This window comes from Pseudoalteromonas sp. APC 3355 (assembly GCF_030407615.1).
GTDB lineage: Bacteria > Pseudomonadota > Gammaproteobacteria > Enterobacterales > Alteromonadaceae > Pseudoalteromonas > Pseudoalteromonas distincta.
In genome coordinates this window covers 20,012-46,173 of the sequence record NZ_JASDDB010000020.1, presented here as the reverse complement: position 1 = coordinate 46,173, position 26,162 = coordinate 20,012, and the positions used below count along the sequence as shown (strand labels likewise).

Here is a 26,162-nt window from a genome sequence, read left to right as displayed (position 1 = left end):
ATATCCCAAAGTTAATGTTTAAAAAAAACGGGTGCGAACAATCCAGTAAAGAGCGCCAGTATATAAGTACTAAAAAAGGGTAATAAAATTACCGGAAAATGCTTCAGTACTAGCGCAAACAATACAATTGTTAGCATAAATTTTAATCCGTTGCCGCGTTTCAACGAGGCATACGCTTGATTTGCTCGACTTGCACCCATATGTCGGAATGCATAAAGACCAAATACAGAGTGCGGAAGTACTGCGACAACTCCACCAGCGAGTGATGAAAGCGCGGCATTGACTCCCGAACTAAAACAAATAATTACAGCAGCAACTAATGCTACAACACCCTGAAGGCAAATTAACTTTAATACGGCAAGTCGATATGGACTCGCTAACTTATCAGTCACGTTTAGTTAACCTTTATTGCGTTCTAATTGTTAGGGTGTGAAAACTGGCGAAATTATACTTAATCCTGCCAGTTTTGCAACTTGAGTAGACGCTTTGTAACACGAAATAGCTACAAATGTCCCTTTTTAGACATGTAGAAAACTAATGGTGGGTATTGTCTTGATTAATGCGATTTAAAATGCCGTCAAGTTCGTCCAAATTAGTATAAGAAATAACAAGCTTACCTTTGCCTTTTTTGTTGTAATTTATTTCTACTTTGGCACCTAGGTTTTCAGCGAGTTGTTGCTCTAACTGTTTAACATCTGGATCTTTTTCAGCTATTTCTTTAGCTGGCACTGGTTCTAAAATTGAACGAACTAACTTCTCGGTTTCACGAACGGTTAGTGCTTTAGCGACAGCTAAACGAGCAGCATCTGATTGTGCTTCTCCCTCAAGGGCTAATAAACAACGAGCGTGCCCCATTTCAATGTCGCCATGTTCTAACAGAATTTTTACATCACTGTTTAAATTATTTAAACGCAGCAAGTTAGTTACTGTAGTGCGTGATTTGCCAACCGCATCTGCTACTTGTTGATGTGTTAGTTCAAACTCATTAAGTAAGCGATTTAACGCAACCGCTTCTTCCATGGCATTTAAGTCTTCACGTTGAATATTTTCTATTAGCGCAATAGCTACTGCAGCTTCATCTGGTACGTCTTTAATAATACAAGGTACTGTTTCAAGCTTAGCTATTTGCGCTGCACGCCAACGACGCTCACCGGCGATAATTTCAAAACTATTTTGTGCAATAGGGCGCACGACTATAGGTTGAATAATACCTTGTGAGCGAATAGAACTAGCAAGCTCTTCTAGTGCCTCTTCGGACATGTCTTTACGAGGTTGATATTTACCAGAGTGTAAAAACTCGATTGGGAGTTTTTGTAATTCACTGTTATTTGGCCCAGCCGCATTTTTTACAGCTTCAGTCACGTTTGATGTGTCTTGTTCCTTGCTTGCGCTCGGTGTAGGCTTTGACGAACTTAAAAGTGCATCGAGTCCTCGGCCTAAACCTCGTTTTTTAGCAGACATGTTATTTTTTTACCTCAAAGTTAGGCGACAACGGACGCTGTTTTTTCTTTTCTACGTAACATTTCACCAGCGAGTGCTAAATATGCTTTAGCGCCACTTGATGCCCGGTCATAATACATAGCAGGTGTACCAAAACTAGGTGCCTCTGCTAAACGAACATTACGCGGGATCACCGTACGGTATACTTTGTCGCCAAAATGTTGTTTTAATTGTTCTGATACGTCATTCGCTAAACGGTTACGCGGATCGTACATAGTACGAAGTATGCCTTCAATTTGTAAGCTAGGGTTTACTAACTTAGCAAGCTGCGTAATCGTATCCATTAATGCGGTTAACCCTTCAAGTGCATAATACTCACACTGCATTGGCACTAAAATAGAATCAGCTGCGGCCATTGCGTTAACAGTTAACATATTTAAAGAGGGTGGACAGTCGATAAAAATAAATTCGTACTGATCCTGAATTTTTTCAAGTGCGTTACGTAAACGCACTTCACGGGCAAATAATTCCATCAATTTAACTTCTGCAGCGGTTACATCACCGTTTGCAGCAATCATATGGTATTCGCCAGACGTTTCTTTGATAATAACGTCTTCTATAGGTTTATCTTCAATGAGTAAGTCGTAAATAGTTGGTACGTCGCCGTACTTATCTACGCCACTTCCCATAGTCGCATTGCCTTGCGGATCGAGATCAATTAACAGCACTTTACGTTTCGTTGCAGCCATAGACGCAGCGAGGTTTACAGCGGTTGTAGTTTTACCCACTCCACCTTTTTGATTTGCTAATGCGATGACTTTTGCCACAGTGTCTCTGATCCCTAGTCTTTAGAAAGAATAATTAAATGTCGTTGTGCATCTAACTTAGGTACTTCTAATGCAATTTTTTGCTCAAACTTAACGCCAGTAGGTAATGACTCTAGCTCTTCACTAGGAAACACACCTTTAAGCGCTATAAATTTACCCGAATGATCAATTAAGTGCGAACACCAGTCAACCATATCTTGTAATGAAGCAAATGCACGACTGAGTACGCCATCTAATTTAACACTTGGCTGATATTCTTCAACTCTTGACTGAACAGGTGTTACGTTATCAAGGCCAAGCTCATGTTTAACATGCATTAAAAAGCGAACGCGTTTACCTAGACTATCTAGTAACACAAATTGTGTGTTAGGTAATGCAATCGCTAATACAATGCCCGGAAGGCCAGGCCCTGTGCCAACATCAATATAATGATGACCGGGTAAGTGAGGTGCAACAACTAAACTATCCATAATATGCTTAATCATCATTTCTTCAGGTAAGCGTACCGAAGTTAAATTATAAGCTTTATTCCACTTATCTAATAACTCGACGTAACGAACTAGCTGTTGCTGTTGTTTTTGTGTTAGCGCAATATCAGTTTGCGCTAACAATGTAGTTAATTGTTGCTGTAACACTATGTACCCTTATCGTTACGCAGATTTGCGTAATAAGCCTTGCTTCTTCAGATACACTAATAATAGCGAAATCGCCGCTGGGGTGATACCAGAAATACGCGATGCTTGGCCAATAGTGTCTGGACGTGACTCAATAAGCTTAGCAACAACCTCATTTGATAAACCTGATACAGTTTTGTAATCAAACTCTTTTGGTAAAATTGTTTGCTCATGACGAAGCTGCTTATTGATCTCATCTTGTTGACGCGCAATATAGCCTGCGTACTTAGTATGGATCTCAACTTGTTCAAGTGCTGCTACGTTTGTAAATTCAGATCCTAAACCGTCAATAGCCATAAGATCGTTATAACGAATCTCTGGACGACGAAGTAATTCTTCTAAACTTGCTTCACGAGTTAATGGTGTTTTTAGTAATGCATTTACTTGATCAACAACAACGTGATCTTTATGAATCCACGTATCTTTAATGCGTTGTTTTTCTTTCTCAATTACTTCCATTTTTTCGTTAAATGCCTGCCAACGTTCGTCATTAACTAAACCCAGCTCACGGCCTTTTTCAGTTAGGCGAATATCTGCATTATCTTCACGAAGTAGTAAACGGTATTCGGCACGACTAGTAAACATGCGGTACGGTTCTTTCGTACCCAGTGTTGCTAAGTCGTCGATTAATACACCCACGTAAGCTTCATCGCGACGTGGCGTCCAAGATTCTTTACCTTGCACTTTTAACGCAGCATTCATACCAGCAATTAAGCCTTGTGCACCCGCTTCTTCATAACCGGTAGTGCCGTTAATTTGACCCGCGAAAAATAAGCCTTCGATAAATTTTGTTTCTAAAGACTGTTTTAAATCGCGTGGATCAAAGTAGTCATATTCTATTGCATAGCCTGGTCGACAAATATGTGCATTTTCAAAACCAGAAATAGATTGCACAATCTCAAGTTGTACATCAAACGGTAAACTAGTAGAAATACCATTTGGATATAATTCGTATGATGTTAAGCCTTCAGGTTCAACAAATATTTGGTGCTTATCTTTATCCGCAAAACGTACAATTTTATCTTCAATTGATGGGCAGTAGCGTGGACCAATACCTTCAATAACACCTGAGTACATAGGTGAGCGATGTAGGTTTTTACGAATAACATCATGTGTTTTTTCGTTTGTGTAAGTGATGTAACACGGTATTTGTTGTGGGTGATCTGATTGTTTACCCATAAATGAAAATACAGGTGTTGGCATATCACCAGGCTGTGCTTCCATTTTTGTAAAATCAACAGTACGTGCATCAATACGTGGCGGAGTACCTGTTTTTAAGCGATCCACTCTAAAAGGGTGTTCGCGTAAACGTTCAGCCAATGCAATTGATGGTGGATCACCAGCACGACCACCTTTGTAATTTTCTAAACCAATGTGTATTTGGCCACCTAAAAAAGTACCCACGGTTAAAACAACACTTGGAGCACTAAAACGTAAACCCATTTGAGTTACTACGCCAGTAACACGATCGTTTTCAACAATAAGATCATCACATGATTGTTGAAAAATCTTAAGGTTATCTTGATTTTGTAATGTTGTTTGAATAGCTGCTTTGTACAAAGCGCGATCTGCTTGTGCTCGAGTTGCACGAACAGCAGGTCCTTTTGAAGAGTTTAGTGTGCGAAATTGGATCCCGCCTTTGTCAATGGCCTGTGCCATTGCACCGCCAAGCGCATCAATTTCTTTTACCAAATGACCTTTGCCAATCCCACCAATCGCTGGGTTACAAGACATTTGACCAAGGGTATCCATATTGTGAGTCAGTAGCAGGGTATTCATCCCCATACGGGCAGCTGCTAATGCGGCTTCAGTGCCAGCATGTCCACCACCTACTACGATAACGTCAAAATTTTCGTGAAAAATCATTAATGGGATCCTACTTAAATCAAACCGGTAAACTTCAAAAGGGAGCGTATTCTACCTAGAAATTGGCAGAAGATAAATGATTAAACAAAGAGCAAGATCTAAGTATGTGATCTCTAATAATATAAAGGATCTTTTAAAGAGATCTTTTATTACTATTACTACTACTGATCAGCTTTTCTGTTGATAAGGTTTAGATCTTCATTTAAAACATGAAATTAGATCAGATCTAAAGGTGTTAATATGATCGGATCATCCAGCAAATAAGCTCTGATCAAAAAGGCACCTTATGCACAGGGCTGAATCAGTTAGATCTTATCCCATGGATAAGCATGCTTTAAAAAGCAGTTTATTCAATCTTTATCCACAAAATCTATTAAATTATTAGTAAATTGTGGGTAACTTTATATATAACTTTTTACTTGATCTATCTATTTTAAGCCTGTTTTGGTTATCCAAGAGTCTAACCATGCTAATGCTGTGTCTTCTGGTAGTGCTTCATCGAGAATATTAAGCTCTAAGCGTTCTGCTACTTTTATAGCGCCTTTTTGAGATAATAAGGCATCTATATTACGTCCAGCTTGGTTATAAGTGTCATAACTGGTATCACCTAAAGCTATTACTGAGTATTTTAATTCTGATAAATCATTAGCTTGAGTCACATCTTCAACAAAGCTAATAAAGTTTTCAGGATAATCACCTGCACCATAAGTAGATGTGCAAATTAACCAAATGGTATTTTGCTGATCAATATCGCTAAATTCAGGTTGATCATGTAGTTGTGTAGTAATACCAAGGTTATTAAGCGCGTCGCTTAGTTGCTCTGCAACATACTCGGCTGATCCCATTTGGCTGCCAACAATAAGATTTACTGAACTCATGAATATTAGTGATCACATTGGTTTTAATTGCTGCCTATGATAACTGAGTGTGAGTAACAGTAAAGTTAAGAGTGCTTTTTTGTATAACTATTTTTGTGCTAATTTTACTCTTATTTTAAAGCGCCTACTTAAGTTGTTGATATTATAAGGCTTAACAAAATATCTTTAAATGTAATCTTCTGATCAAGTTGTTGATAACAGTGGGGAAAGCTCTGTTTAAACACACCTTTTAGGTTGTTTAATAATCGCTAAGTTATTGATATTACTATTTAGTGAGAGACTTAATTGTAAATCTAGGCATAAAAAGCACAAGGTGATCATAATGTGGATATAAAGGTTGTTGATAACCTTAAATTTAGATCGAAAATAATTTTATTAAATGATCTAATTGGGCTGATCTAACGAAATTAATTAAAAATAAGCTTATAAACAGATAATTTTTAATAGAGCATTAGGTTTTTTCGAGTGTGGTAGCTCAATTTACTATTTATTTGAGCTAAAAATTAGGTTTTGTGGATAAGTGATCTCAATATATTTAATTTAATGCGTATTTATAGCTGCTTTTTTTATGTATTTTGCTGATGGATTAGTAGATCAAAAGTTTGATGCACTCAAATATCGAGTCATTTTTATTAAAAAGCCGCAGTGATCGTCTGTCCATATGTTGTATAAAGTTGGTTTTTTAGAGTGTTGAACTTCACGTTTTAGCTCTTAAATTGAGCAAATAACATCAGTTTTTATGAGCTAGGTAATTATAAAAAAGCTATTTATAACTAACTTTTGTGTGGAGGATAATTATTTTAAAACGTATTTTTGTTTGAAATATGTATCAGTTTTGACCTTAAAATGGGTGTTACGTGCGCTATTAATACCTTACTTAAAGGCTCTTTTCACTGTCTAATCTACATGATCTGGCTGGTAATAATTATCGCTTTGGGTATGATTTTATTGGCAGAACTGGCTGGGATTGACGGTATAAATACATATTTTATAGTGAATATTTTACATAAAAAAGAGCACCTAAGTGCTCTTATAATAAAAATATATCTGTATAAGGTGCTTATTTACCGATACAAAATGAGCTAAATATCTTGCCAAGTAAGTCGTCTGAGGTAAATTCACCGGTTATTTCGTTTAAATACTGCTGTGTTAAACGCAGTTCTTCAGCCAATATTTCACCAGCAATGTGCATTTCTAATTGTGTTTTACCTGTTTCTAAATGATACGCAGCACTCTCTAGCGCATCCAAATGACGACGGCGCGCCATAAAGCCACCCTCTGTTGCGCCTTGAAAGCCTATACAGGCTTTTAAATGCTCGCGAACAAGTTCAATACCGTCAGCATTTTTAGCACTTAAGCTGATGACCGGGTATTGTTGCTCTTGCTCCATTCCGACTATATCACCCGATAAATCAGCTTTATTTCTGATGACCGTAACCCCCATACCTTCTGGTAATTTGGCCATAAATTCAGGCCAAATTTTATGCGGGTCAGTATCTATAGTGTCAGTGCCATCAAGCATAAATAAAACGCGATCGGCTTGGTTTATTTCATCCCACGCCCGTTCAATACCTATTTGTTCTACTCTATCTGGGCTCTCTCGTAGGCCTGCGGTATCTATAATATGCAATGGCATACCATCTATATGTATATGCTCTCGTAGTACGTCGCGAGTGGTACCGGCTATTTCTGTTACGATTGCAGCTTCACGACCGGCTAGGGCGTTTAGTAGGCTTGATTTACCGGCATTTGGGCGACCAGCAATAACAACACGCATACCTTCGCGCATGATGCTACCTTGTTTTGCTTGGTTGGTTACGGTATTAAGCTGGGTAATAATGGCGTCTAAGTCGCCTGATACTTTACCGTCTGATAAAAAATCAATTTCTTCATCAGGAAAATCTATTGCCGCTTCTACATACATACGTAAGTGAATTACTTTTTCTACAAGCGTTTCTATGTGTTTAGAAAATTCACCTTGGAGAGACTGTAGGGCGCTTTTGGCAGCTTGTTCGCTTGTAGCATTAATTAAGTCGGCGATGGCCTCTGCTTGTGTTAAATCAAGCTTGTCATTCATAAATGCGCGTTCAGAAAACTCACCAGGCTTTGCTAAACGAACGCCCTCTATTTTACTAATTTCTTTAAGTAGCATATCAAGTACTACAGGACCGCCGTGGCCTTGTAATTCAAGTACGTCTTCACCAGTAAATGAGTTAGGACCTGCAAAGTAAATGGCAATACCTTGGTCAAGCTGCTCGCCAGCTAGGCTTTTAAATGGCACGTAATCGGCGTAACGAACTTTAGGAATTTTACCTACTACTTTTTCGGCGACACTTTTAGCAAGGCTGCCTGAAACGCGAATAATACCAACACCACCACGTCCGGGGGCAGTTGCTTGTGCTGCAATTGTATCTTGATTGATCATGCTATTAATTTGCCAACGATGAGTAACTTTATGGCGGTATTGTAACCTATGAAATAAACACTCGCGAATACTCTGGTGAAAAACAGGCAATAAAAAAGGCGACCGAAGTCGCCTTTATATAAGTAATATACCCAAGCCATCTCAAGATGCGAGTTTCAGTTGGAGTTAAAAGCTATTTAGGCAAGGCATTGATTGAGAATAATAGTGGTTCTATTGTTAAAATCAATAACGCAGTATAAATCGCTTTTAAACCAACCCTTTGGGCGTTTCACAGGTACTTAATTTCATCGTTGTTACTTTTTAAAAGGGACTGCCATTCTTGCAAAGTAACGCCTTGATCTTAAGCCCCTGTGAAACGCTGAATTTTGCATCTTGATGTGGCTTGGGTATAGGCGCTAGCCTCTTACTTTAATTCCTTTCTTTTCCATGCCACGGTAGATGATTAACATCTGGACAATAGAAATAAGGTTAGACACTAACCAGTAAAGAACTAAACCCGATGGGAACCATAAGAAGAATACAGAGAAGATAACCGGCATAAAGGTCATCATTTTTTGCTGCATTGGATCAGTTACCGTCATAGGCTGAAGTTTTTGCGTCACAAACATACTCGCACCAAATAAGATTGGTAATACGTAGTACGGGTCTTGTGCAGAAAGGTCAGTTAACCAAAAAATGAATTCAGCATGGCGAAGTTCAGTAGACTCTAAGAATACGTAGAACAAGGCTAAGAAAATTGGCATTTGTAGCAAAATAGGGAAACAGCCACCCATTGGGTTAACTTTTTCTTTTTTGTACATTTCCATAGTTGCTTGACCGAACTTTTGACGGTCATCACCAAACTTTTCTTTAAGGGCTGCCATTTTAGGCTGTAGGGCACGCATTTTTGCCATTGAAGTGTATTGCGCTTTAGTAAGTGGGTACATTAACGATTTAACGATAATAGTGATGGCAATAATTGCTACACCCCAGTTACCTAAAATGCTGTGTAGCCATTTTAGCAATACAAATAAAGGTTGCGAGATAAAGAATAACCAACCGTAATCTACGGTTAGGTCTAGGTCTGGGTGAATCGCTTCAAGAATATCTGACTCTTTCGGGCCCATATAATAAGTAGCTGTTAGTGTTTGCTCACTACCAGCTTGAATATTTACAGCGGGATCTTTAGCACCAATAATAGCGGCATTACTTTTTGTAATTAAGCTATAAAGTGTATTTGATTGATCCTGCATTGGAACCCAAGCACTTACAAAGTAATGTTGAATAAAGGCAACGTAACCACCTTGTGTGCTTTTATTTAGGTTTTTATCAGCCATATCTGAAAAACTATACTTTTCGTATTTTTCTTCATCAGTACCGTATGCAGCACCTAAATAGTTTTGATCAACCATGCTACCTTTTTCTTGTACGGTACGCTTAATTTGCGTGTATAGCTGTACTTGAAGAGGTGCGCTGGTAGTGTTGTTAATTTTGTATTCTAGGCCTACGTCATACTGACCTTTTTTGAATACATACGTTTTAGTAAAACTAACACCATTACTATCAGTAAACTGAAGTGGAACGCGAAGCTCATCACCCGTTAAGGTATATGATTTTTGTTCGGTACTATAAGTAGGGCGACCATTAGCTGAACCGTCAGGGCCATTTAAGCCAATTAAGCCACTTTGTGAAAAGTATTGTTTGCCACCATCAAGCTGACCAAGAAGCATATAAGGCGTTTCACTGCCTTTTGTCTCTTCGTATTGAAGAAGGTCTGTTTCAACAATGTCACCGCCTTTGGTGTCAATTTTAACTTTAAAAACGTCAGTTGTGATTTCAATAACTGAACGCTTAGCTAAAGTTGCTGAAGCAGGTAAACCTGAATCTGACGATGAAGGAATATAATCATCCGACTCTGGTGAATTTGCTTGTAGTGTTTGTGTTGTGGCACTTGGATCGGCTTTAGGCTTGTTGTAATCATTATCCCATTCTTGGAACAATAAAAACGACACTAGCATTAGGCCAATTAATAAAAACGTGCGTTGCGATTCCATAACAGCTCTTATTTCTCGTGTTGGTGGTTAATATGGGTTAATTTTTCAGGTACGGGGTCGTCTCCACCTGAATGTAAAGGATGGCATTTTAATATGCGTTTTAAAGCTAACCAACTACCTTTTATAAATCCATGCAAATTAATTGCTTGAATTGCATAATGTGAGCAGCTTGGATTAAAACGACAATGCGGACCTAACAGCGGGCTAATCCACTTTTGATAACCGCGGATAAATAACACTAAACAAATCTTAGGAAAAGCAACAAGTGGTTTAATTAACCTCATGATGTTTATGCCCCTACTTAAGTTTAGTGAGATAGATATCATGTATTTAAAGACTCAATTAGAAATTTTAAATGCATGATTAAAAGGTGAGCTAAAGATACATTAATTAACCCTGCAATTCTATTGCAATTAGGTTTGTTTATTAGATTTAGCTGATTTGTTTGGGCGTTTCTTAAAAGGTGGCGGTTTAGGTGCACCTGGTTTACAGCGTTCGTTAATTTTTCGCCATAATTTAGTAAGTTGTTTGGTTAATTCTTCATTAGACTGTTCATCAATACCACTTTTCACCATAAGCACAATATCAATATTATCGATGCTGTGTTGATTTAAACGAAAACTTTCGCGAGCGAGACGTTTAATACGGTTTCGTTGGCATGCCTTTTTTACGCGTTTTTTAGCAACAGTAAGACCTAACCGAGGTTTTTCTTGGTCATTTGGTTTAGCTAATAGAGTAAAGAAAGGAGTTGCAGCCCGAGCGGGTTCATTAAATATGCGAGAGTAATGCGAGGGAGTTAACAGACGTAACTCCCTGCCAAAGCTAAAGTCTTCCACTTATAAATTAAGCAGAAAGAACTTTGCGGCCTTTAGCGCGGCGACGTGCTAATACTTTACGGCCATTTACAGTTGCCATGCGAGCACGGAAGCCGTGTGCACGTTTGCGTTTTAAAACGCTAGGTTGAAAAGTTCTTTTCATAACAATCTCATCCGATCGGTTAAAGTTAAAACATCCTATACAGGTCGCGATCCTGGCATAGGTGCCATTGCGAGCGCGAGATATTATAGAGTAAGTAACGTAAAGTCAATCATAATTACGTTCGCAGTATATAGCCTACTTATGGTCCATAAAGAGATCATGTAGGGCGATCTGATAGGATCATCATAAATAAGAAGTTTTCCACAGCCCCTGTATAAAAAGTGAATAAAAGCGGGGGAAAAGAAAATTGGATCGTAAATTTGGTTCGCGATCTTGGTGTTATTTTGTTATGATCTCCTCTTCGGTTCTAAAATAAAAACTGTTTTAAATCAGGTTGTTAATGGTTTTATACATCGATATCAACAATTTTATAAAAATCAATCTTTTACTTGTGGATAAAGTGCCTTCATAATACGCGGTCTTGGGTCGCTTATTGGACCATTTGAACGCAATAAATGTATGATTTATAATCATTAATGATGTGCGGGAATAAAAATTATATCTCTGGGAGTTTAACTGTGTATCTGTCGGTTTGGCAAAGTTGTTTATATGTATTGCAAGATGAGCTGCCTTCGCAGCAATTCAGTATGTGGGTAAGACCACTACAAGCAGAAAGTACCGAAGATACCTTGACGATTTATGCACCTAATCGCTTTGTGCTTGATTGGGTAAGAGAAAAGTACCTAAATAGAATTAACGAATTATTAGTAGAAATTTGTGGTGTTGAAGCACCAAAACTACGTTTTGATGTAGGTAGTAAGCCTTTATTAAATGCTCAAGCTGCACCGGTTATAGAAACGCAATCAGCACCACAAGCTTCTACAAAACAACAGCCTCGTGAGCAAAAGCCTGTTGTTGAACCTGCACCTAAGTCAGGTTACAAATCTAACATTAAAGAAAATTATACCTTTGACAGCTTTGTTGAGGGTAAATCAAACCAATTAGCAAAAGCAGCGGCTACTCAAGTTGCCGATAATCCTGGCTCTGCTTTTAACCCTGTATTTATTTACGGTGGTACTGGTTTAGGTAAAACTCACTTATTACATGCAGTAGGTAACGGCATTATGGCAAACAAGCCAGATGCTAAAATTGTTTACATGCATTCAGAACGCTTTGTTCAAGATATGGTAAAGGCACTGCAAAATAATGCGATAGAAGAATTTAAGCGTTATTACCGCAGTGTTGACGCATTAATGATTGATGATATTCAATTTTTTGCTAATAAAGAGCGTTCACAAGAAGAGTTTTTTCATACCTTTAATGCATTGCTTGAAGGCAACCAACAAATTATTTTAACCTCTGACCGTTATCCAAAAGAGATTGAAGGGGTCGAAGACCGTCTTAAGTCACGTTTTGGTTGGGGATTAACAATCGCGATTGAGCCACCAGAGCTTGAAACTCGCGTTGCTATTTTGATGAAAAAAGCACAGCAAAGTAAGATTAACTTACCACATGAAGTTGCCTTTTTTATCGCCAAAAAATTACGTTCAAATGTACGTGAACTAGAAGGCGCACTTAATCGTGTAATCGCTAATGCTAATTTTACAGGTCGTCCAATTTCGATTGATTTTGTAAAAGAAGCACTACGCGATTTACTTGCCTTGCAAGATAAGCTGGTTACGATAGATAATATTCAGCGCACCGTTGCTGAGTACTACCGAATTCGAGTGTCAGATCTATTGTCTAAACGCCGCAGCCGCTCTATAGCAAGGCCACGCCAAGTTGCCATGGCATTATCTAAAGAATTAACTAATCACAGTTTACCTGAGATTGGTGACGCATTTGGTGGACGCGATCATACGACCGTATTACACGCATGTCGTAAGATAAAATCACTACGTGACGAAAGCCACGAAATTAAAGAAGATTACCAAAACTTAATAAGAACATTGTCATCTTAGGGCTGACTTTATTATGCAAATAACAATATCAAGACAACAATTTTTAAAGCCATTGGTGCAAGTGTCGGGTGCAATAGAGCGCAAACACACGCTACCAATCTTATCTAACGTTTTGTTAGTGGTAGAAAACGGACAACTTTCAATGACGGGTACTGACCTTGAAATTGAATTAGTTTCTGGCGTATTTGTAGGTGATGATATTGCCGATACAAAACTAACGTTACCCGCTAAAAAGTTACTCGATATTTGTAAAAGTCTACCTGATGGTTCAGACATTACTTTAAGCTTGCAAGAGCACCAATTACTTTTAACCAGTGGTAAAAGCCGTTTTTCATTAACGACTTTATCAGCTGATGATTTTCCTAATTTAGAGCAGTGGGATGGTGAGGTTGAATTTCAACTAACTCGTTTAGAGCTTCGTAAGTTACTTGAAAGCACGCATTTTTCGATGGCGAATCAAGACGTACGTTATTACTTAAATGGTATGTCGTTTGAAGTAGATAATACAGACATAAAAACAGTAGCAACTGATGGTCACCGTTTAGCTATTGCACAAAAGCAATTAACGCAATCGCTTAACACTCAACGTCAATTAATTATACCTCGCAAAGGTGTGCAAGAAATTATGCGCCTTATGGTAGCTGACGACGAATTGGTAACAATTCAGTTTGGTGCTAACCATATCCGTATTATTGATATTGAGTTTACATTTACAAGTAAACTGGTTGATGGACGCTTTCCTGATTACCGTCGTGTATTACCACGTGGTGGCGACAAAGTAATTACAGCTAACCGAGAATGGTTACGAAATGCGTTTCAACGAGTGTCTATTTTATCGAATGAAAAATTTCGTGGTGTACGCTTAAACCTATCAAACGGTTTATTAAAAATTACTGCCAATAACCCAGAGCAAGAACAAGCTGAAGAAGTTGTTGAAGTAAGCTACGAAGGCGCGGACCTAGAAATAGGATTCAACGTGTCTTACGTATTAGATGTACTAAACACATTAAAAACAGAAGACGTACTATTTACATTAGCCGACTCAAACAGCAGTGCATTAATTGAAGGTGCTGGCGATGAAGAAGCAATGTACGTTGTTATGCCTATGCGTTTATAAGACTATAAATACATAATGAGCTTAAGTCATTTGAGCCTCAAATATTTTCGTAATATTGAGGCGCTGACGCTAGAACCAGTCAACGGCGTTAATATAATTTATGGTGAAAATGGCAGCGGAAAAACCAGCCTTTTAGAGGCTATATATTACCTTTCTCATGGCAAATCTTTTCGTACTCCAAAACACAAAAGTATTATTGCGCACCAGCAAGAGCAATTTGTAATTCACGGGCGTAAAACAATACACGATTTATCAATTCCAATTGGTATTAGTAAAACGCAAACGGGTGAGACCAATTTAAAAATTCAAGGTAAGGCGAGCCGTAAGATATCAGAACTCGCTCAACTTATGCCTGTACAAATTATTACACCAGAGAGTTATTCTTTGTTTTTTGGTGGACCTAAAGAGCGCAGAAAATTTTTAGATTTAGGTTTGTTCCACGTGGAACATGAGTTCTTTTTTTTGTGGCAATCATTTAATAAAGTACTTAAACAACGTAATGCATTATTAAAAACTAAGCCCAAGAATTATTTTGACCAAATTAAGTTTTGGGACAAAGAATTTGTTAGACTGGCTGAAGAAATAAATAAATTAAGATTGGCGTATATAAGTAGGTTTAAGCAGCAATTTTTTGATAAAATGTGTGCAGAATTAACGCTTGTACGTGATTTAGAAATGACCTTTAGCGCAGGCTGGAAAGAGACTGAATCTCTTGCAGATGCGTTAGAGCAAAACTTTGAGCGAGATGCTCGCCAAGGGTTTACAAGTAAAGGCCCTCATAAGGCCGATTTTAGTTTTAGTGTCGCTGGCAACAGTGTGGAGAATACATTCTCACGCGGTCAATTGAAGCTATTATTGTATGCGTTGAAAGTTACGCAAAATAGCTTAATTGAGTCAGAGACAGATAAGCAATCTATATTGCTAATAGATGATCTACCTTCAGAATTAGGCGAAGATACAAAAGAGAAAGTGGGACAATTACTTGCTCACTGCAGTTCTCAAATTTTTATCTCTTCAATTTTATCTGAAAGTATTTCTGCTGTGGTGGAACCCATGCAACGAGAACTACAAATGTTCCACGTGAAACATGGCAACCTAATAACAAGATAAGTGGGATTAACCATGTCTGAGAATTATGACTCGTCGAGTATTAAAGTACTTAAAGGATTAGACGCAGTAAGAAAGCGTCCTGGAATGTATATTGGGGACACCGATGATGGCACAGGCTTACACCACATGGTGTTTGAGGTCGTTGATAACTCGATCGATGAAGCCTTAGCAGGTCATTGTGATGATATTTATGTAACGATTCACTTAGACGGTTCTGTCTCAGTTCGAGATAACGGTCGTGGTATCCCAACTTCTATCCATGAAGAAGAAGGCGTATCTGCAGCCGAAGTTATTATGACAGTACTTCATGCCGGTGGTAAGTTTGATGATAACTCTTATAAAGTATCGGGTGGCTTACATGGTGTTGGTGTTTCTGTTGTAAATGCACTTTCAGAAAAACTAAAACTGACTGTTCGTCGTGAAGGTAAGCTTCATGAGCAGTTTTATACTATGGGTGTTCCAGATGCACCTTTAGCTGTAATTGGTGACTCAGAAACAACTGGTACAGAATTACGTTTTTGGCCAAGCGCTGAAACATTCACAAATTTAGATTTTCATTACGACATTTTAGCTAAGCGTTTACGCGAGCTTTCATTCTTGAACTCAGGTGTGAGCATCATCTTAAATGATGAGCGTGAAGAAAATAAATCTGACCACTTTAAATATGAAGGCGGTATTCAAGCTTTCGTAGAATACTTAAACCGTAATAAAACACCTATACATAAAGGTGTGTTCCATTTTACTCACGAACGTGAAGAAGATGGTATTAGTGTTGAAGTATCAATGCAGTGGAATGATGCATACCAAGAAAACATTTACTGTTTCACAAATAATATTCCACAACGTGATGGTGGTACTCACTTAGCCGGTTTTAGATCAGCGCTAACACGTACACTTAATAACTACATGGAAAAAGAAGGCTTTAACAAAAAAGCTAAAACAACCAGCAATGCTACCGGTGATGATGCCCGTGAAGGCTTAACGGCTGTTGTTAGTGTTAAAGTTCCTGATCCTAAGTTCTCATCGCAAACTAAAGACAAGCTAGTATCAAGTGAAGTTAAATCTGCTGTTGAACAAGCAATGGCTGAAAAATTCACTGAGTTTTTACTAGAAAACCCAACTGATGCCAAAATTGTTGTAGGTAAGATTATTGATGCCTCACGTGCACGTGAAGCGGCGCGTAAAGCCCGTGAAATGACACGACGTAAAGGTGCAATGGACTTAGCAGGCTTACCAGGTAAGCTAGCTGATTGCCAAGAAAAAGACCCAGCCCAATCTGAACTATATATAGTGGAAGGGGACTCTGCTGGCGGATCAGCCAAGCAGGGACGTAACCGTAAAAACCAAGCTATTCTTCCGCTTAAAGGTAAAATATTAAACGTAGAAAAAGCACGTTTTGATAAAATGTTATCTTCGCAAGAAGTAGCAACACTAATTACTGCATTAGGGTGTGGTATTGGTCGTGACGAATATAACCCTGAGAAATTACGTTATCACCGTATCATCATCATGACCGATGCGGACGTGGATGGTTCTCACATTCGTACGTTACTACTAACATTCTTCTATCGTCAAATGCCTGAAATTGTAGAACGCGGTTATATTTATATTGCTCAACCACCACTTTATAAAGTGAAAAAAGGTAAGCAAGAGCGTTATATTAAAGATGATCCAGCATTAGTAGAGTACTTAACGTCGCTTGCGCTTAATAATGCTGCTTTATATCCAAGTGCAGATGCTTCTGCGCTAGAAGGTGAAGCGCTAGAGAAAGTCGTTCACGATTACCAAAATACAGTTAAAGTTATTGAGCGTTTAAAGCGTAAATATCCAAACACGGTAATGGAACGCTTAATCTACCAAACAGAGTTGAAAACTGATGACCTTTCTAACGAAGCTAAAGTAATTGCTTGGACAAAAGAGTTAGTTGATGACCTGATTGCACGTGATGAAGATGCAACTATTTTCCATGCAGGCACAGAGTTTGACGCTGAGCGTAATATGTATTACCCGGTTGTGAATATTCGTCAGCACGGTGTTGATAAAGCACATGTACTTCATTATGACTTTATTGCATCACGTGACTACCAACGCATTGCTGTGACTGGTACTAACATTGCAAACATCCTAAAAGAAGGTGCTTATATTCAACGTGGTGAGAAAACAAAACCTGTTGATAACTTTGTGGATGCTTTGGAATGGTTGATCACAGAATCTAAGCGTGGGATCTACATTCAACGCTATAAAGGACTGGGTGAAATGAACCCAAGCCAGCTTTGGGAAACGACAATGGATCCTAGTGCTCGTCGTATGTTACAAGTAACGATTGAAGATGCTGTTGGCGCGGATCAATTATTTGCCACCTTAATGGGTGATCAAGTAGAGCCTCGTAGAGAGTTTATCGAAACTAACGCTCTACGCGTAGTTAATCTAGACGTGTAAAAATCTTACTTACACCGAAAAAGGAGCCTAATGGCTCCTTTTTTATTTTTTCAATTACACAAACTGCTTAAAACCTGAGTGTACACACGGTATACTAAGGGTAATTTTCACGCTACTTCTTAGATAGTAAAAAGCCAAATATGCAAAAATATGACGTAAAAACCTTTCAAGGTTTGATCCTGGCTTTACAGGATTATTGGGCGCAGCAAGGCTGTGTCATTATTCAACCACTTGATATGGAAGTGGGCGCCGGGACATTTCACCCACAAACATTTTTAAAGTCTATTGGTCCAGAGCCAATGTCGAGCGCGTACGTTCAGCCGTGTCGTCGTCCTACGGATGGCCGCTATGGTGAAAACCCAAATCGCCTACAACATTACTACCAATTCCAAGTAGTTTTAAAGCCATCGCCAGATAACATCCAAGAGCTTTACTTAGGCTCATTAGCGGCAATGGGTATTGATACCCTTACTCACGAAGTTCGCTTTGTAGAAGATAACTGGGAATCACCTACGCTAGGCGCATGGGGCTTGGGATGGGAAATTTGGTTAAACGGCATGGAAGTAACGCAGTTTACCTACTTTCAACAAGTGGGTGGCTTAGAGTGCTCACCAGTAACAGGCGAAATTACTTACGGCCTAGAGCGTTTAGCAATGTACATTCAAGGCGTAGATAGCATTTACGACCTAGTATGGGCAGACGGTCCACTAGGGCGCGTAACATACGGCGACGTGTTCCATCAAAATGAAGTAGAGCAATCTACTTATAATTTTGAACATGCAAACGTAGAAGACTTATTTGCACAGTTTGATAAGTGTGAAGCAGAAAGCCAAAAGTTAATTGAAGCTAACTTACCACTACCTGCATACGAGCAAGTAATGAAAGCATCGCACGCATTTAACTTACTAGACGCACGCCACGCAATTTCGGTAACCGAACGTCAGCGTTATATTTTACGCGTTCGTGCGTTATCAAAAGCGTGTGCACAAAGTTACTATGACAAACGTGAAGCGCTTGGTTTCCCGCTGTGTAAGGATAAGTAAAATGTCAGCACAAAATTTATTAGTAGAAATTGGCACTGAAGAGTTACCACCAAAAGCACTGCGTAAACTAGCAGAAGCCTTTGCTGCAAACTTAACTCAAGAGCTAGAAACATTAGAATTAGCACACCAAGGCGTAAGCTGGTATGCATCGCCTCGTCGTTTGGGTTTACAAGTAAAAGCGCTTGAAGCTAAGCAACAAGACAAAGAAGTTGAAAAGCGTGGTCCAGCAACAAAGGCAGCGTTTGACAGCGAAGGTAACCCAACAAAAGCAGCAATGGGTTGGGCACGTGGTTGTGGTATTGAAGTAAAAGACGCACAAACACTTGAAACCGATAAAGGCGCTTGGTTATTGCACATTGCTAAAGTAGCAGGGCAAGAAACTAAAACCCTAATGACAGATGCTATCACTAAAGCGTTAAGTAAATTACCAATCCCTAAACCAATGCGTTGGGGCGCGAATAAAACACAATTTATTCGTCCTGTGCATACAGTCACTATTTTATTTGGTGATGAGCTACTTGAAGGCGAAATTCTTGGTAAGCAAATAACTAACCAGCTTCAGGGTCATCGTTTTCATCACCCAGAAAAAATTAGCATTAACCATGCAGATGACGTTTTTGACGTACTTAAATCTGCTTACGTTATTGCTGATTACGAACAACGTAAAGCGCAAATTCGAGCACAAATAGAAGAGGCTGCAAGCGCAGTTAACGCTGTTGTTGCAATGGATGAAGATTTACTAGAAGAAGTAACATCACTTGTAGAGTGGCCAGTTACTTTAACGGCAACATTTGAAGAAGCATTTTTAGATGTACCAGCCGAAGCGTTAATTTACACCATGAAAGACGATCAAAAATACTTCCCGTTATTAGATCAAAACGGCAAACTTTTAAATAAGTTTTTGTTTGTATCTAACATCGAAAGTAAAGATCCAAGTGTGGTTATTTCTGGTAACGAGAAAGTAGTGCGCCCGCGTTTAGCCGATGCACAGTTCTTCTTTGAAACAGATAAAAAGAAAACCCTAGAAAGCCGATTAGAGTCGCTTGATAGCGTATTGTTCCAAAAGCAACTTGGTACGCTTAAAGATAAGTCTGAGCGCATTAGTGAACTTGCAGGTTATATTGCTGAGCAATTAGGTGCTGATAAAGACCTAGCACAGCGTGCAGGCTTATTAAGTAAAACTGACCTAATGACTGAAATGGTTATGGAATTTACCGACGTGCAAGGTGTAATGGGAATGCATTACGCTCGCCACGATGGTGAAGCCGAAGATGTAGCCGTAGCGCAAAACGAGCAGTACATGCCACGCTTTGCAGGGGATAACTTACCAACAAACTTAATTAGCTGCGCAGTAGCGATTGCTGATAAGTTTGACACGCTGGTGGGTATTTTTGGTATAGGCCAAGCACCTAAAGGTGACAAAGACCCATTTGCTCTTCGTCGTGCTGCTATTGGTGCACTGCGCATCATGGTAGAAAAAGAACTACCACTTGATATTTTAGACCTAGTAGCTAAATCGCAAACATTGTTTGGCGACAAGTTAACTAACTTAAATGTATCAACTGACGTATTTGAGTTTATGCTAGGGCGCTTCCGTGCTTGGTATCAAGACGAAGGTATTGAAGTAGACGTAATTCAAGCAGTGCTTGCACGTCGTCCGACTAAACCTGTTGATTTTGACCGCCGTGTTAAAGCCGTAAGCCACTTCCGTACATTAGACGCAGCAGAAGCGCTTGCAGCGGCTAATAAGCGCGTAGGTAATATTCTGGCTAAAAACGGCATTACCAGCCAAGGTAGTGTTGATGAGAGCTTATTAAGCGACGACGCTGAAAAAGTATTAGCATCACAAGTAGCAAAATTTGCCACTGACCTTGCACCACTTTACGCAGATGGAAACTACCAAGAAGCATTAAGCCAATTGGCAGGTATTCGCGAAAGTGTTGATAACTTTTTTGACAACGTAATGGTTATGGCCGACGATGAAGCTGTTAAGCAAAATCGTCTTGCGCTATTAAGCCAGCTAAGCGGATTGTTTTTAGGTATTGCAGATATTTCTGTTTTACAAAAATAACACCGATTAGCAATTTTAAAAGCCAGCGTTTTGCTGGCTTTTTAGTTTTCACTGTATGCAAAGGATACCCATTGATGATTTCTATGAAACGAATTTTAACCTTAGCAATTGCTGGTTTACTTACTGCCTGTACAAGCCAAATTTCGATTAACGATGTATTGCCACAGCAAGAGCTTGACCGCACAATTTACTTACGTGGCGACTTTACATTGTGGGATGCAGAACCCCAGTATCAGTTTGCGCCAGTTGGCCCTGCGCTTTATCAAGCACAAGTTAAATTTAGTACGCCAGGTAAAGTGTACGAATTTAAAATAGCCGATGCCGATTTTAGTGAAGGTTATAACTGTGGTTACAGCGATGCACAACCAGCAGGGCAAAAACTAACACTCGGCCAGCCAGCTATCGCAGACTGTAATACTATTTATAACTACTTTAGTTTCACACCAGCAATAAAAGGCACGTACATAGTAAGTATTGATTACAGTGACTACGATAAGCCACAAGTGACGATAACGAAGAAGTGATAGCTGTATTTTTAAAGCAGCCCGAGTGAATTAATGGATTTGTGACAAGGACGTTGTAGTGTTTATTCAGCATTAACACCAAGGGGGGGTCGTAGGTTGGGTAGAGTGAAACGAAACCCAACATGTGTGGCGAATAAAACTATTTTGGTGGTTATTAAACAACCTACGCCAGACACAAGTTTATGTGGTTGCTATAAGCGTGCAACAATATCATGGATAAGTTTGACTTAAAATTGTCTTGATTATAATTAACAAAACTAATCTATACTCTTATTTATCTGTTTATTCTATAGGTAAAAATATGCGTTATAAACGTATGTTAGAGGCGGGCGCATGTTATTTTTTTACGGTAAATTTAGAAGATAGATCTCAGCATTTGCTCGTGGAAAATATAGAGTTATTACGTCGTGTGTATTCAAAGGTGGCAAAAAAGCATCCAATAAAGACGATTGCAATCGTTATCATGCCCGATCACCTTCATGTTATTTGGCAATTACCAAAAGGCGATAATAATTATGCAATGCGTTGGCGGCTTATAAAATCAGGCTTTTCTCGAGAGCTTCCAGCAACAGAATTTTGTAATAAAAGTCGAATAGCGAAGGGAGAGCGTGGAATTTGGCAGCGCCGTTATTGGGAGCATAAAATTAGAGATGAAGAAGACTTAAATAACCATATTAATTATATCCACTACAACCCTGTGAAACATAAATATGTTTCTAAAGCCAGTAATTGGCCTTTTTCGAGTTTTCATCGATATGTCAAAGATTCAAAATTACCGAGTAACTGAGGGAGTGATTATAAGTTAAACGATATATACGATGAGTGAAATTATTTCGATTATTATAAGATACGTTGGGTTTCGTAAAACTCAACCCAACCTACGTTATTTTAAAGCCCTTTCTTAACCACATATCTATACGGTGCTTCTTCTGCATCTTTAGCCACCAGCGTGTGATCCATAAACGTACAAAAGCTCGGAATGTCGCGTGTGGTTGATGGGTCATCTGCGGTTATTAATAACGTTTCACCATCATTCATTTTGCGAATAGCAGCACGTACCATCATTACTGGCTCTGGGCAGCGAAGGCCTATAGCATCTAATTGGTGATCGGGATTATCAAAGCTCATAATAAATTGGCCTGTTTAATTAAAGTGATTGCTGTGTACGCGAGTGCTTAGGTATAGCAATTAATAAGTTTGGCAGTTTAACGCAATTTTATGTGTAATTTAACTATTTTACTTAATGCTTTTAGCAGTTTCAAAATGCTTTATTTAATAATACGCCCGATCACATAATTACGCTGTTACATGCTTGTTTGATAAAAGGACGTTTTTATAAATTGATGCTAATAAAAAAGGCGAACTGAATAAAATCAGTTCGCCTTTTTAATCACCAAGATGGTTTTACATGTTTAAACTAATTAGTCTTGAACACGTTCAAATACAGTGGCAATGCCTTGGCCTAAACCTATACACATAGTTGCCAAACCGTATCGTACATTTTTGTCTTCCATTAAGTGAATAAGCGATGTGCTAATACGCGAACCCGAACAACCCAGTGGGTGACCAAGTGCGATTGCGCCGCCATTTAAATTCACTTTTTCGTCAACAACATCCATTAACCCTAAATCTTTCATTACAGGTAATGATTGTGCTGCAAAAGCTTCGTTAAGTTCTACTACGCCTAGGTCATCAATTGTAATACCGGCTTGTGCAAGTGCTTTTTTACTTGCTGGTACTGGGCCGTAACCCATAATTGATGGATCGCAACCAGCGACTGCCATTGCTTTAATGCGCGCACGAATTGGCAAACCAAGTTCTTTTGCTTTCTCTTCGCTCATTACTAACATTGCAGATGCGCCGTCAGAAAGTGCTGAAGACGTACCGGCTGTTACCGTACCCGATGCAGGATTAAATACAGGGCGAAGCTTTGATAGGCCTTCTACTGTTGTTTCTGGGCGAATTACTTCGTCGTCTTCAACTAAGATAAGCGAACCATCTGCATCGTGACCTTCCATTGCTAAAATTTCGCGACGGAAGCGGCCTTCAACAGTTGCAGCTTGTGCACGTTGATGTGAACGGTAAGCAAATTCATCTTGTTGCTCACGGCTAATGCCATGAAGCGTAGCAAGGTATTCTGCTGTTAAGCCCATAGAGCCAGACGCTTGTGCAATTGATGTTGCTAAGCCTGGGTGAAAGTCGTTGCCGTGAGTCATAGGTACGTGACCCATGTGCTCAACACCACCAATTAGGTAAGTGTCGCCAGCGCCTGTCATTATTGCGCGTGCTGCGTCATGCAATGCTTGCATAGAAGAGCCACATAAACGGTTAACCGTAACAGCAGGAACGCTGTGCGGAATACCGGCAAGCAATGATGCGTTACGCGCTACGTTAAAGCCTTGCTCTAATGTTTGCTGTACACAACCCCAATAAATATCGTCAATTGATGCTGGATCAACTGCTGGGTTGCGATCTAGTAAGCCTTTCATTAAATGTGCGCTTAAGTCTTCTGCACGTTTATGTTTGAATACACCACTTTTAGAGCGACCCATTGGTGTGCGGATACAATCTACAATTACTGGATTATTCATGATATTAACCTTCCACCTTATAGAAAACACGACCTTCTTCGGCCCACTTGCGAGTTTGTTCAGATACTTGGTAAATCGCACCTAGGTGAGCGTATTTGTCTGCTGCTGCAACAAAGTTAGCTAAACCAGTTTGATCTAAGTAACGGAACGCGCCGCCTCTAAATGGAGGGAAACCAACACCGTAAACTAATGCCATATCTGCTTCTTGCGGTGAGGCAACAATACCTTCTTGCAAGCACAGTAGCACTTCGTTGATCATTGGAATCATACAACGGTCGATGATTTCTTGTTTATCAAATTCTTTTGGTGCGTCTGTAATTGGGCTTAGTAGCTCAATTGCTGTCTCGTCATGAGACTTTTTAAGACGACCGCGACGATCTGTTTCGTACTTGTAAAAACCGGCTTTGTTCTTTTGACCAAAACGTTTTTCGTTGGCAAAAATAGTCACAGGGTCTTTATCAGCACGAGCCATACGCTCAGGGAAACCGTCAGCCATTACGCCAGTACAATGGAACGCTGTATCAATACCTACAACATCAAGTAGGTAAGCCGGACCCATAGGCCAGCCAAATACGTTTTCCATTACTTTATCTACTTTTGCAAAGTTAGCGCCTTCAACCACTAATTTGCTAAAACCTGCAAAGTAAGGGAATAAAACACGGTTTACAAAAAAGCCTGGGCAATCGTTAACAACAATTGGCGATTTACCTAATTTAAGCGCGTAATCAACTACTGCATTAATTGTTTTATCTGAGGTTTTTGCACCACGGATAATTTCTACTAATGGCATTTTTGGCACAGGGTTGAAAAAGTGCATACCACAGAAATTTTCTGGCTTATCTAGCGCTTGTGCTAGTAAATCAATACAAATAGTCGATGTATTTGAAGTAAGTACAGTGCCTTCTGGCATGTTCTTTTCAAGATCAGCGAGTACTGCTTGCTTAACTTTAGGGTTTTCTACAACGGCTTCAACAATGATGTTGGCACTTTGTAGGTCTGACTCGTTAAGTGTTGGCTTAATTTTGCTAAGTGTTGCCAACATTTTTTCCATTGGCATGTGACCACGCTTAACTTTTGCACCTAATAACTTAGATGCTTCACCCATACCTAAATCAAGCGCATCTTGTTGGATGTCTTTCATTATAATAGGTGTGCCTTTATAAGCAGACTGGTATGCAATACCGCCACCCATAATACCAGCACCTAATACTGCGGCTTGTTTGATTTCTACATCGCTGTGCTTAGCAAATTTACGTGCTTTACCTTTAATGTATTGGTCAGCTAGGAATATACCAGTTTGTGCAGCTGCTTCTGGTGTACGTGCTAATTTAGCAAAGTTAGCGTTTTCGATTGCCATTGCTTCATCGCGAGTACAGTTTGCCGCTGCTTTAATAGTACGTACAGCCATAACCGGTGCAGGATAGTGGCCTTTGGTTTTACCCATTACCATACCTTCTGCCATAGCAAAGCTCATGCCTTGCTCAACACGGTTTAATTTAAGTGGCTGTAGTTTTACGTTGCGTTTTGCTTGCCAATCTAGCTTGCCAGCAATCGCCAGTTCAAGTGTTGATACACTTGACTCTAGAAGTTTGTCAGCACTAACTACCGCGTCAAACGCACCTACTTTAAGGGCATCTGCTGCGCGGTTTTCTGCGCCTGAGGTAATCCACATCATCGCGTTATCGGCGCCAATGATACGTGGTAAGCGCACTGTGCCACCAAACCCTGGCATTATGCCAAGTTTAACTTCTGGTAGGCCCATTTTAGCTGTTTCGCTTGCCACACGATAATCGGTAGCAAGTGCCCACTCACAACCACCGCCAAGTGCCATACCGTTTATAGCGCTTAGAGTTGGGAATGGTAAATCTTCAATTGCATCAAAAACGTCGGTTGCGTTTTTGATCCACACTACTAATTCTTCTTCAGGTTTAGTAAATGTAGGTAAAAATTCGAAGATATCGGCACCAATAATAAAGTGGTCTTTATCACTGGTAAAAATCATGCCTTTGATATCAGTATTGGCGGCTAATTCTTTTAATGCTGCTGCGCAATCTGAAAGAGTTTTTTGAGATAGTGTGTTTACAGAACCTGCAACACAAAACTTAAACTCGGCGATGTTTTCCTTCAGGAAGCTAACTTCAAAGGAATCGCTTTTATATAACATTATTATTCTCCCTAGTTGACGAACTAAGACTGGTACGATGAGTTTGCATTTCAATCAGTGTGCTTGCTTTAAATTAAAAAT

Annotated in this window: 22 protein-coding genes; 8 read left to right on the top strand and 14 right to left on the bottom strand. The window is 39.4% G+C overall.

Annotation, left to right across the window (positions count from 1 at the left end):
- Nucleotides 1–11: 11 nt before the first annotated feature.
- The 11 genes from QMA08_RS19245 to rpmH form a co-directional block, all read right to left on the bottom strand.
- Nucleotides 12–392 (bottom strand): ATP synthase subunit I, encoded by a 381-nt coding sequence (locus tag QMA08_RS19245; RefSeq protein ID WP_290175250.1) that lies wholly within the window; start codon nucleotides 390–392, stop codon nucleotides 12–14.
- A 142-nt stretch (nucleotides 393–534) separates the two neighbouring features.
- Nucleotides 535–1,461 carry a ParB/RepB/Spo0J family partition protein gene (locus tag QMA08_RS19240; RefSeq protein WP_039488567.1) on the bottom strand — a complete coding sequence of 309 codons (927 nt, stop codon included), beginning with the start codon at nucleotides 1,459–1,461 and terminating at the stop codon, nucleotides 535–537.
- A 20-nt stretch (nucleotides 1,462–1,481) separates the two neighbouring features.
- Nucleotides 1,482–2,267 (bottom strand): ParA family protein, encoded by a 786-nt coding sequence (locus QMA08_RS19235; protein WP_004335235.1) that lies wholly within the window; start codon nucleotides 2,265–2,267, stop codon nucleotides 1,482–1,484.
- Nucleotides 2,268–2,281: 14 nt separating this feature from the next.
- The gene (gene rsmG, locus QMA08_RS19230; RefSeq protein ID WP_039488568.1) at nucleotides 2,282–2,902 is read right to left on the bottom strand and encodes a 16S rRNA (guanine(527)-N(7))-methyltransferase RsmG; all 621 of its coding nucleotides are present in this window, start codon (nucleotides 2,900–2,902) and stop codon (nucleotides 2,282–2,284) included.
- Between the two features lie 15 nt (nucleotides 2,903–2,917).
- The gene (gene mnmG / locus QMA08_RS19225) at nucleotides 2,918–4,807 is read right to left on the bottom strand and encodes a tRNA uridine-5-carboxymethylaminomethyl(34) synthesis enzyme MnmG (RefSeq protein ID WP_193225434.1); all 1,890 of its coding nucleotides are present in this window, start codon (nucleotides 4,805–4,807) and stop codon (nucleotides 2,918–2,920) included.
- 428 nt (nucleotides 4,808–5,235) lie between these two features.
- Nucleotides 5,236–5,685 (bottom strand): FMN-binding protein MioC, encoded by a 450-nt coding sequence (mioC, locus tag QMA08_RS19220; RefSeq protein WP_024604761.1) that lies wholly within the window; start codon nucleotides 5,683–5,685, stop codon nucleotides 5,236–5,238.
- A 1,060-nt stretch (nucleotides 5,686–6,745) separates the two neighbouring features.
- Nucleotides 6,746–8,110 (bottom strand): tRNA uridine-5-carboxymethylaminomethyl(34) synthesis GTPase MnmE, encoded by a 1,365-nt coding sequence (mnmE, locus tag QMA08_RS19215; protein WP_007584209.1) that lies wholly within the window; start codon nucleotides 8,108–8,110, stop codon nucleotides 6,746–6,748.
- Between the two features lie 395 nt (nucleotides 8,111–8,505).
- Nucleotides 8,506–10,143, bottom strand: coding sequence for a membrane protein insertase YidC (gene yidC, locus QMA08_RS19210; RefSeq protein WP_290175249.1), 1,638 nt, complete (start codon nucleotides 10,141–10,143; stop codon nucleotides 8,506–8,508).
- Nucleotides 10,144–10,151: 8 nt separating this feature from the next.
- Nucleotides 10,152–10,427: a membrane protein insertion efficiency factor YidD gene (gene yidD / locus QMA08_RS19205; protein WP_004335219.1), complete on the bottom strand. Its 276-nt coding sequence runs from the start codon at nucleotides 10,425–10,427 to the stop codon at nucleotides 10,152–10,154.
- Nucleotides 10,428–10,556: 129 nt separating this feature from the next.
- Nucleotides 10,557–10,979, bottom strand: a complete 423-nt coding sequence (gene rnpA, locus QMA08_RS19200) for a ribonuclease P protein component (RefSeq protein WP_004335217.1) — start codon at nucleotides 10,977–10,979, stop codon at nucleotides 10,557–10,559.
- Nucleotides 10,980–10,986: 7 nt separating this feature from the next.
- Nucleotides 10,987–11,121, bottom strand: coding sequence for a 50S ribosomal protein L34 (gene rpmH / locus QMA08_RS19195; RefSeq protein ID WP_004335215.1), 135 nt, complete (start codon nucleotides 11,119–11,121; stop codon nucleotides 10,987–10,989).
- Between the two features lie 518 nt (nucleotides 11,122–11,639).
- Between rpmH and dnaA the strand changes: the two genes are divergently transcribed.
- The 8 genes from dnaA (at nucleotide 11,640) to QMA08_RS19155 (ending at nucleotide 22,113) form a co-directional block, all read left to right on the top strand.
- Nucleotides 11,640–13,022: a chromosomal replication initiator protein DnaA gene (gene dnaA / locus QMA08_RS19190; protein WP_004335207.1), complete on the top strand. Its 1,383-nt coding sequence runs from the start codon at nucleotides 11,640–11,642 to the stop codon at nucleotides 13,020–13,022.
- A gap of 13 nt (nucleotides 13,023–13,035) precedes the next feature.
- A complete protein-coding gene (dnaN, locus tag QMA08_RS19185) occupies nucleotides 13,036–14,139 on the top strand; it encodes a DNA polymerase III subunit beta (RefSeq protein ID WP_004335206.1) in 1,104 nt (367 codons plus the stop codon).
- A gap of 15 nt (nucleotides 14,140–14,154) precedes the next feature.
- A complete protein-coding gene (gene recF, locus QMA08_RS19180; protein ID WP_024597182.1) occupies nucleotides 14,155–15,249 on the top strand; it encodes a DNA replication/repair protein RecF in 1,095 nt (364 codons plus the stop codon).
- Between the two features lie 12 nt (nucleotides 15,250–15,261).
- Entirely contained in the window at nucleotides 15,262–17,688 is a 2,427-nt protein-coding gene (gene gyrB / locus QMA08_RS19175; protein ID WP_290175248.1) for a DNA topoisomerase (ATP-hydrolyzing) subunit B, read from the top strand.
- A gap of 140 nt (nucleotides 17,689–17,828) precedes the next feature.
- Nucleotides 17,829–18,731: a glycine--tRNA ligase subunit alpha gene (gene glyQ / locus QMA08_RS19170; protein ID WP_004335201.1), complete on the top strand. Its 903-nt coding sequence runs from the start codon at nucleotides 17,829–17,831 to the stop codon at nucleotides 18,729–18,731.
- A 1-nt stretch (nucleotide 18,732) separates the two neighbouring features.
- Complete coding sequence (glyS, locus tag QMA08_RS19165; RefSeq protein WP_290175247.1) at nucleotides 18,733–20,802, top strand: glycine--tRNA ligase subunit beta; 2,070 nt, start codon at nucleotides 18,733–18,735, stop codon at nucleotides 20,800–20,802.
- Nucleotides 20,803–20,876: 74 nt separating this feature from the next.
- On the top strand, nucleotides 20,877–21,326 hold the full coding sequence (locus QMA08_RS19160) for a hypothetical protein (protein ID WP_004335197.1): 450 nt from the start codon (nucleotides 20,877–20,879) through the stop codon (nucleotides 21,324–21,326).
- Between the two features lie 301 nt (nucleotides 21,327–21,627).
- Nucleotides 21,628–22,113 carry a transposase gene (locus QMA08_RS19155; RefSeq protein WP_200219689.1) on the top strand — a complete coding sequence of 162 codons (486 nt, stop codon included), beginning with the start codon at nucleotides 21,628–21,630 and terminating at the stop codon, nucleotides 22,111–22,113.
- Nucleotides 22,114–22,214: 101 nt separating this feature from the next.
- On the opposite strand, the gene tusA is transcribed toward QMA08_RS19155, so the two are convergent.
- The 3 genes from tusA to fadB form a co-directional block, all read right to left on the bottom strand.
- Nucleotides 22,215–22,454 carry a sulfurtransferase TusA gene (gene tusA / locus QMA08_RS19150; RefSeq protein ID WP_004335190.1) on the bottom strand — a complete coding sequence of 80 codons (240 nt, stop codon included), beginning with the start codon at nucleotides 22,452–22,454 and terminating at the stop codon, nucleotides 22,215–22,217.
- A gap of 293 nt (nucleotides 22,455–22,747) precedes the next feature.
- Nucleotides 22,748–23,917, bottom strand: a complete 1,170-nt coding sequence (gene fadA / locus QMA08_RS19145) for an acetyl-CoA C-acyltransferase FadA (protein ID WP_024597185.1) — start codon at nucleotides 23,915–23,917, stop codon at nucleotides 22,748–22,750.
- Nucleotides 23,918–23,921: 4 nt separating this feature from the next.
- Nucleotides 23,922–26,081 (bottom strand): fatty acid oxidation complex subunit alpha FadB, encoded by a 2,160-nt coding sequence (gene fadB, locus QMA08_RS19140; protein ID WP_138489862.1) that lies wholly within the window; start codon nucleotides 26,079–26,081, stop codon nucleotides 23,922–23,924.
- Nucleotides 26,082–26,162: the final 81 nt, after the last annotated feature.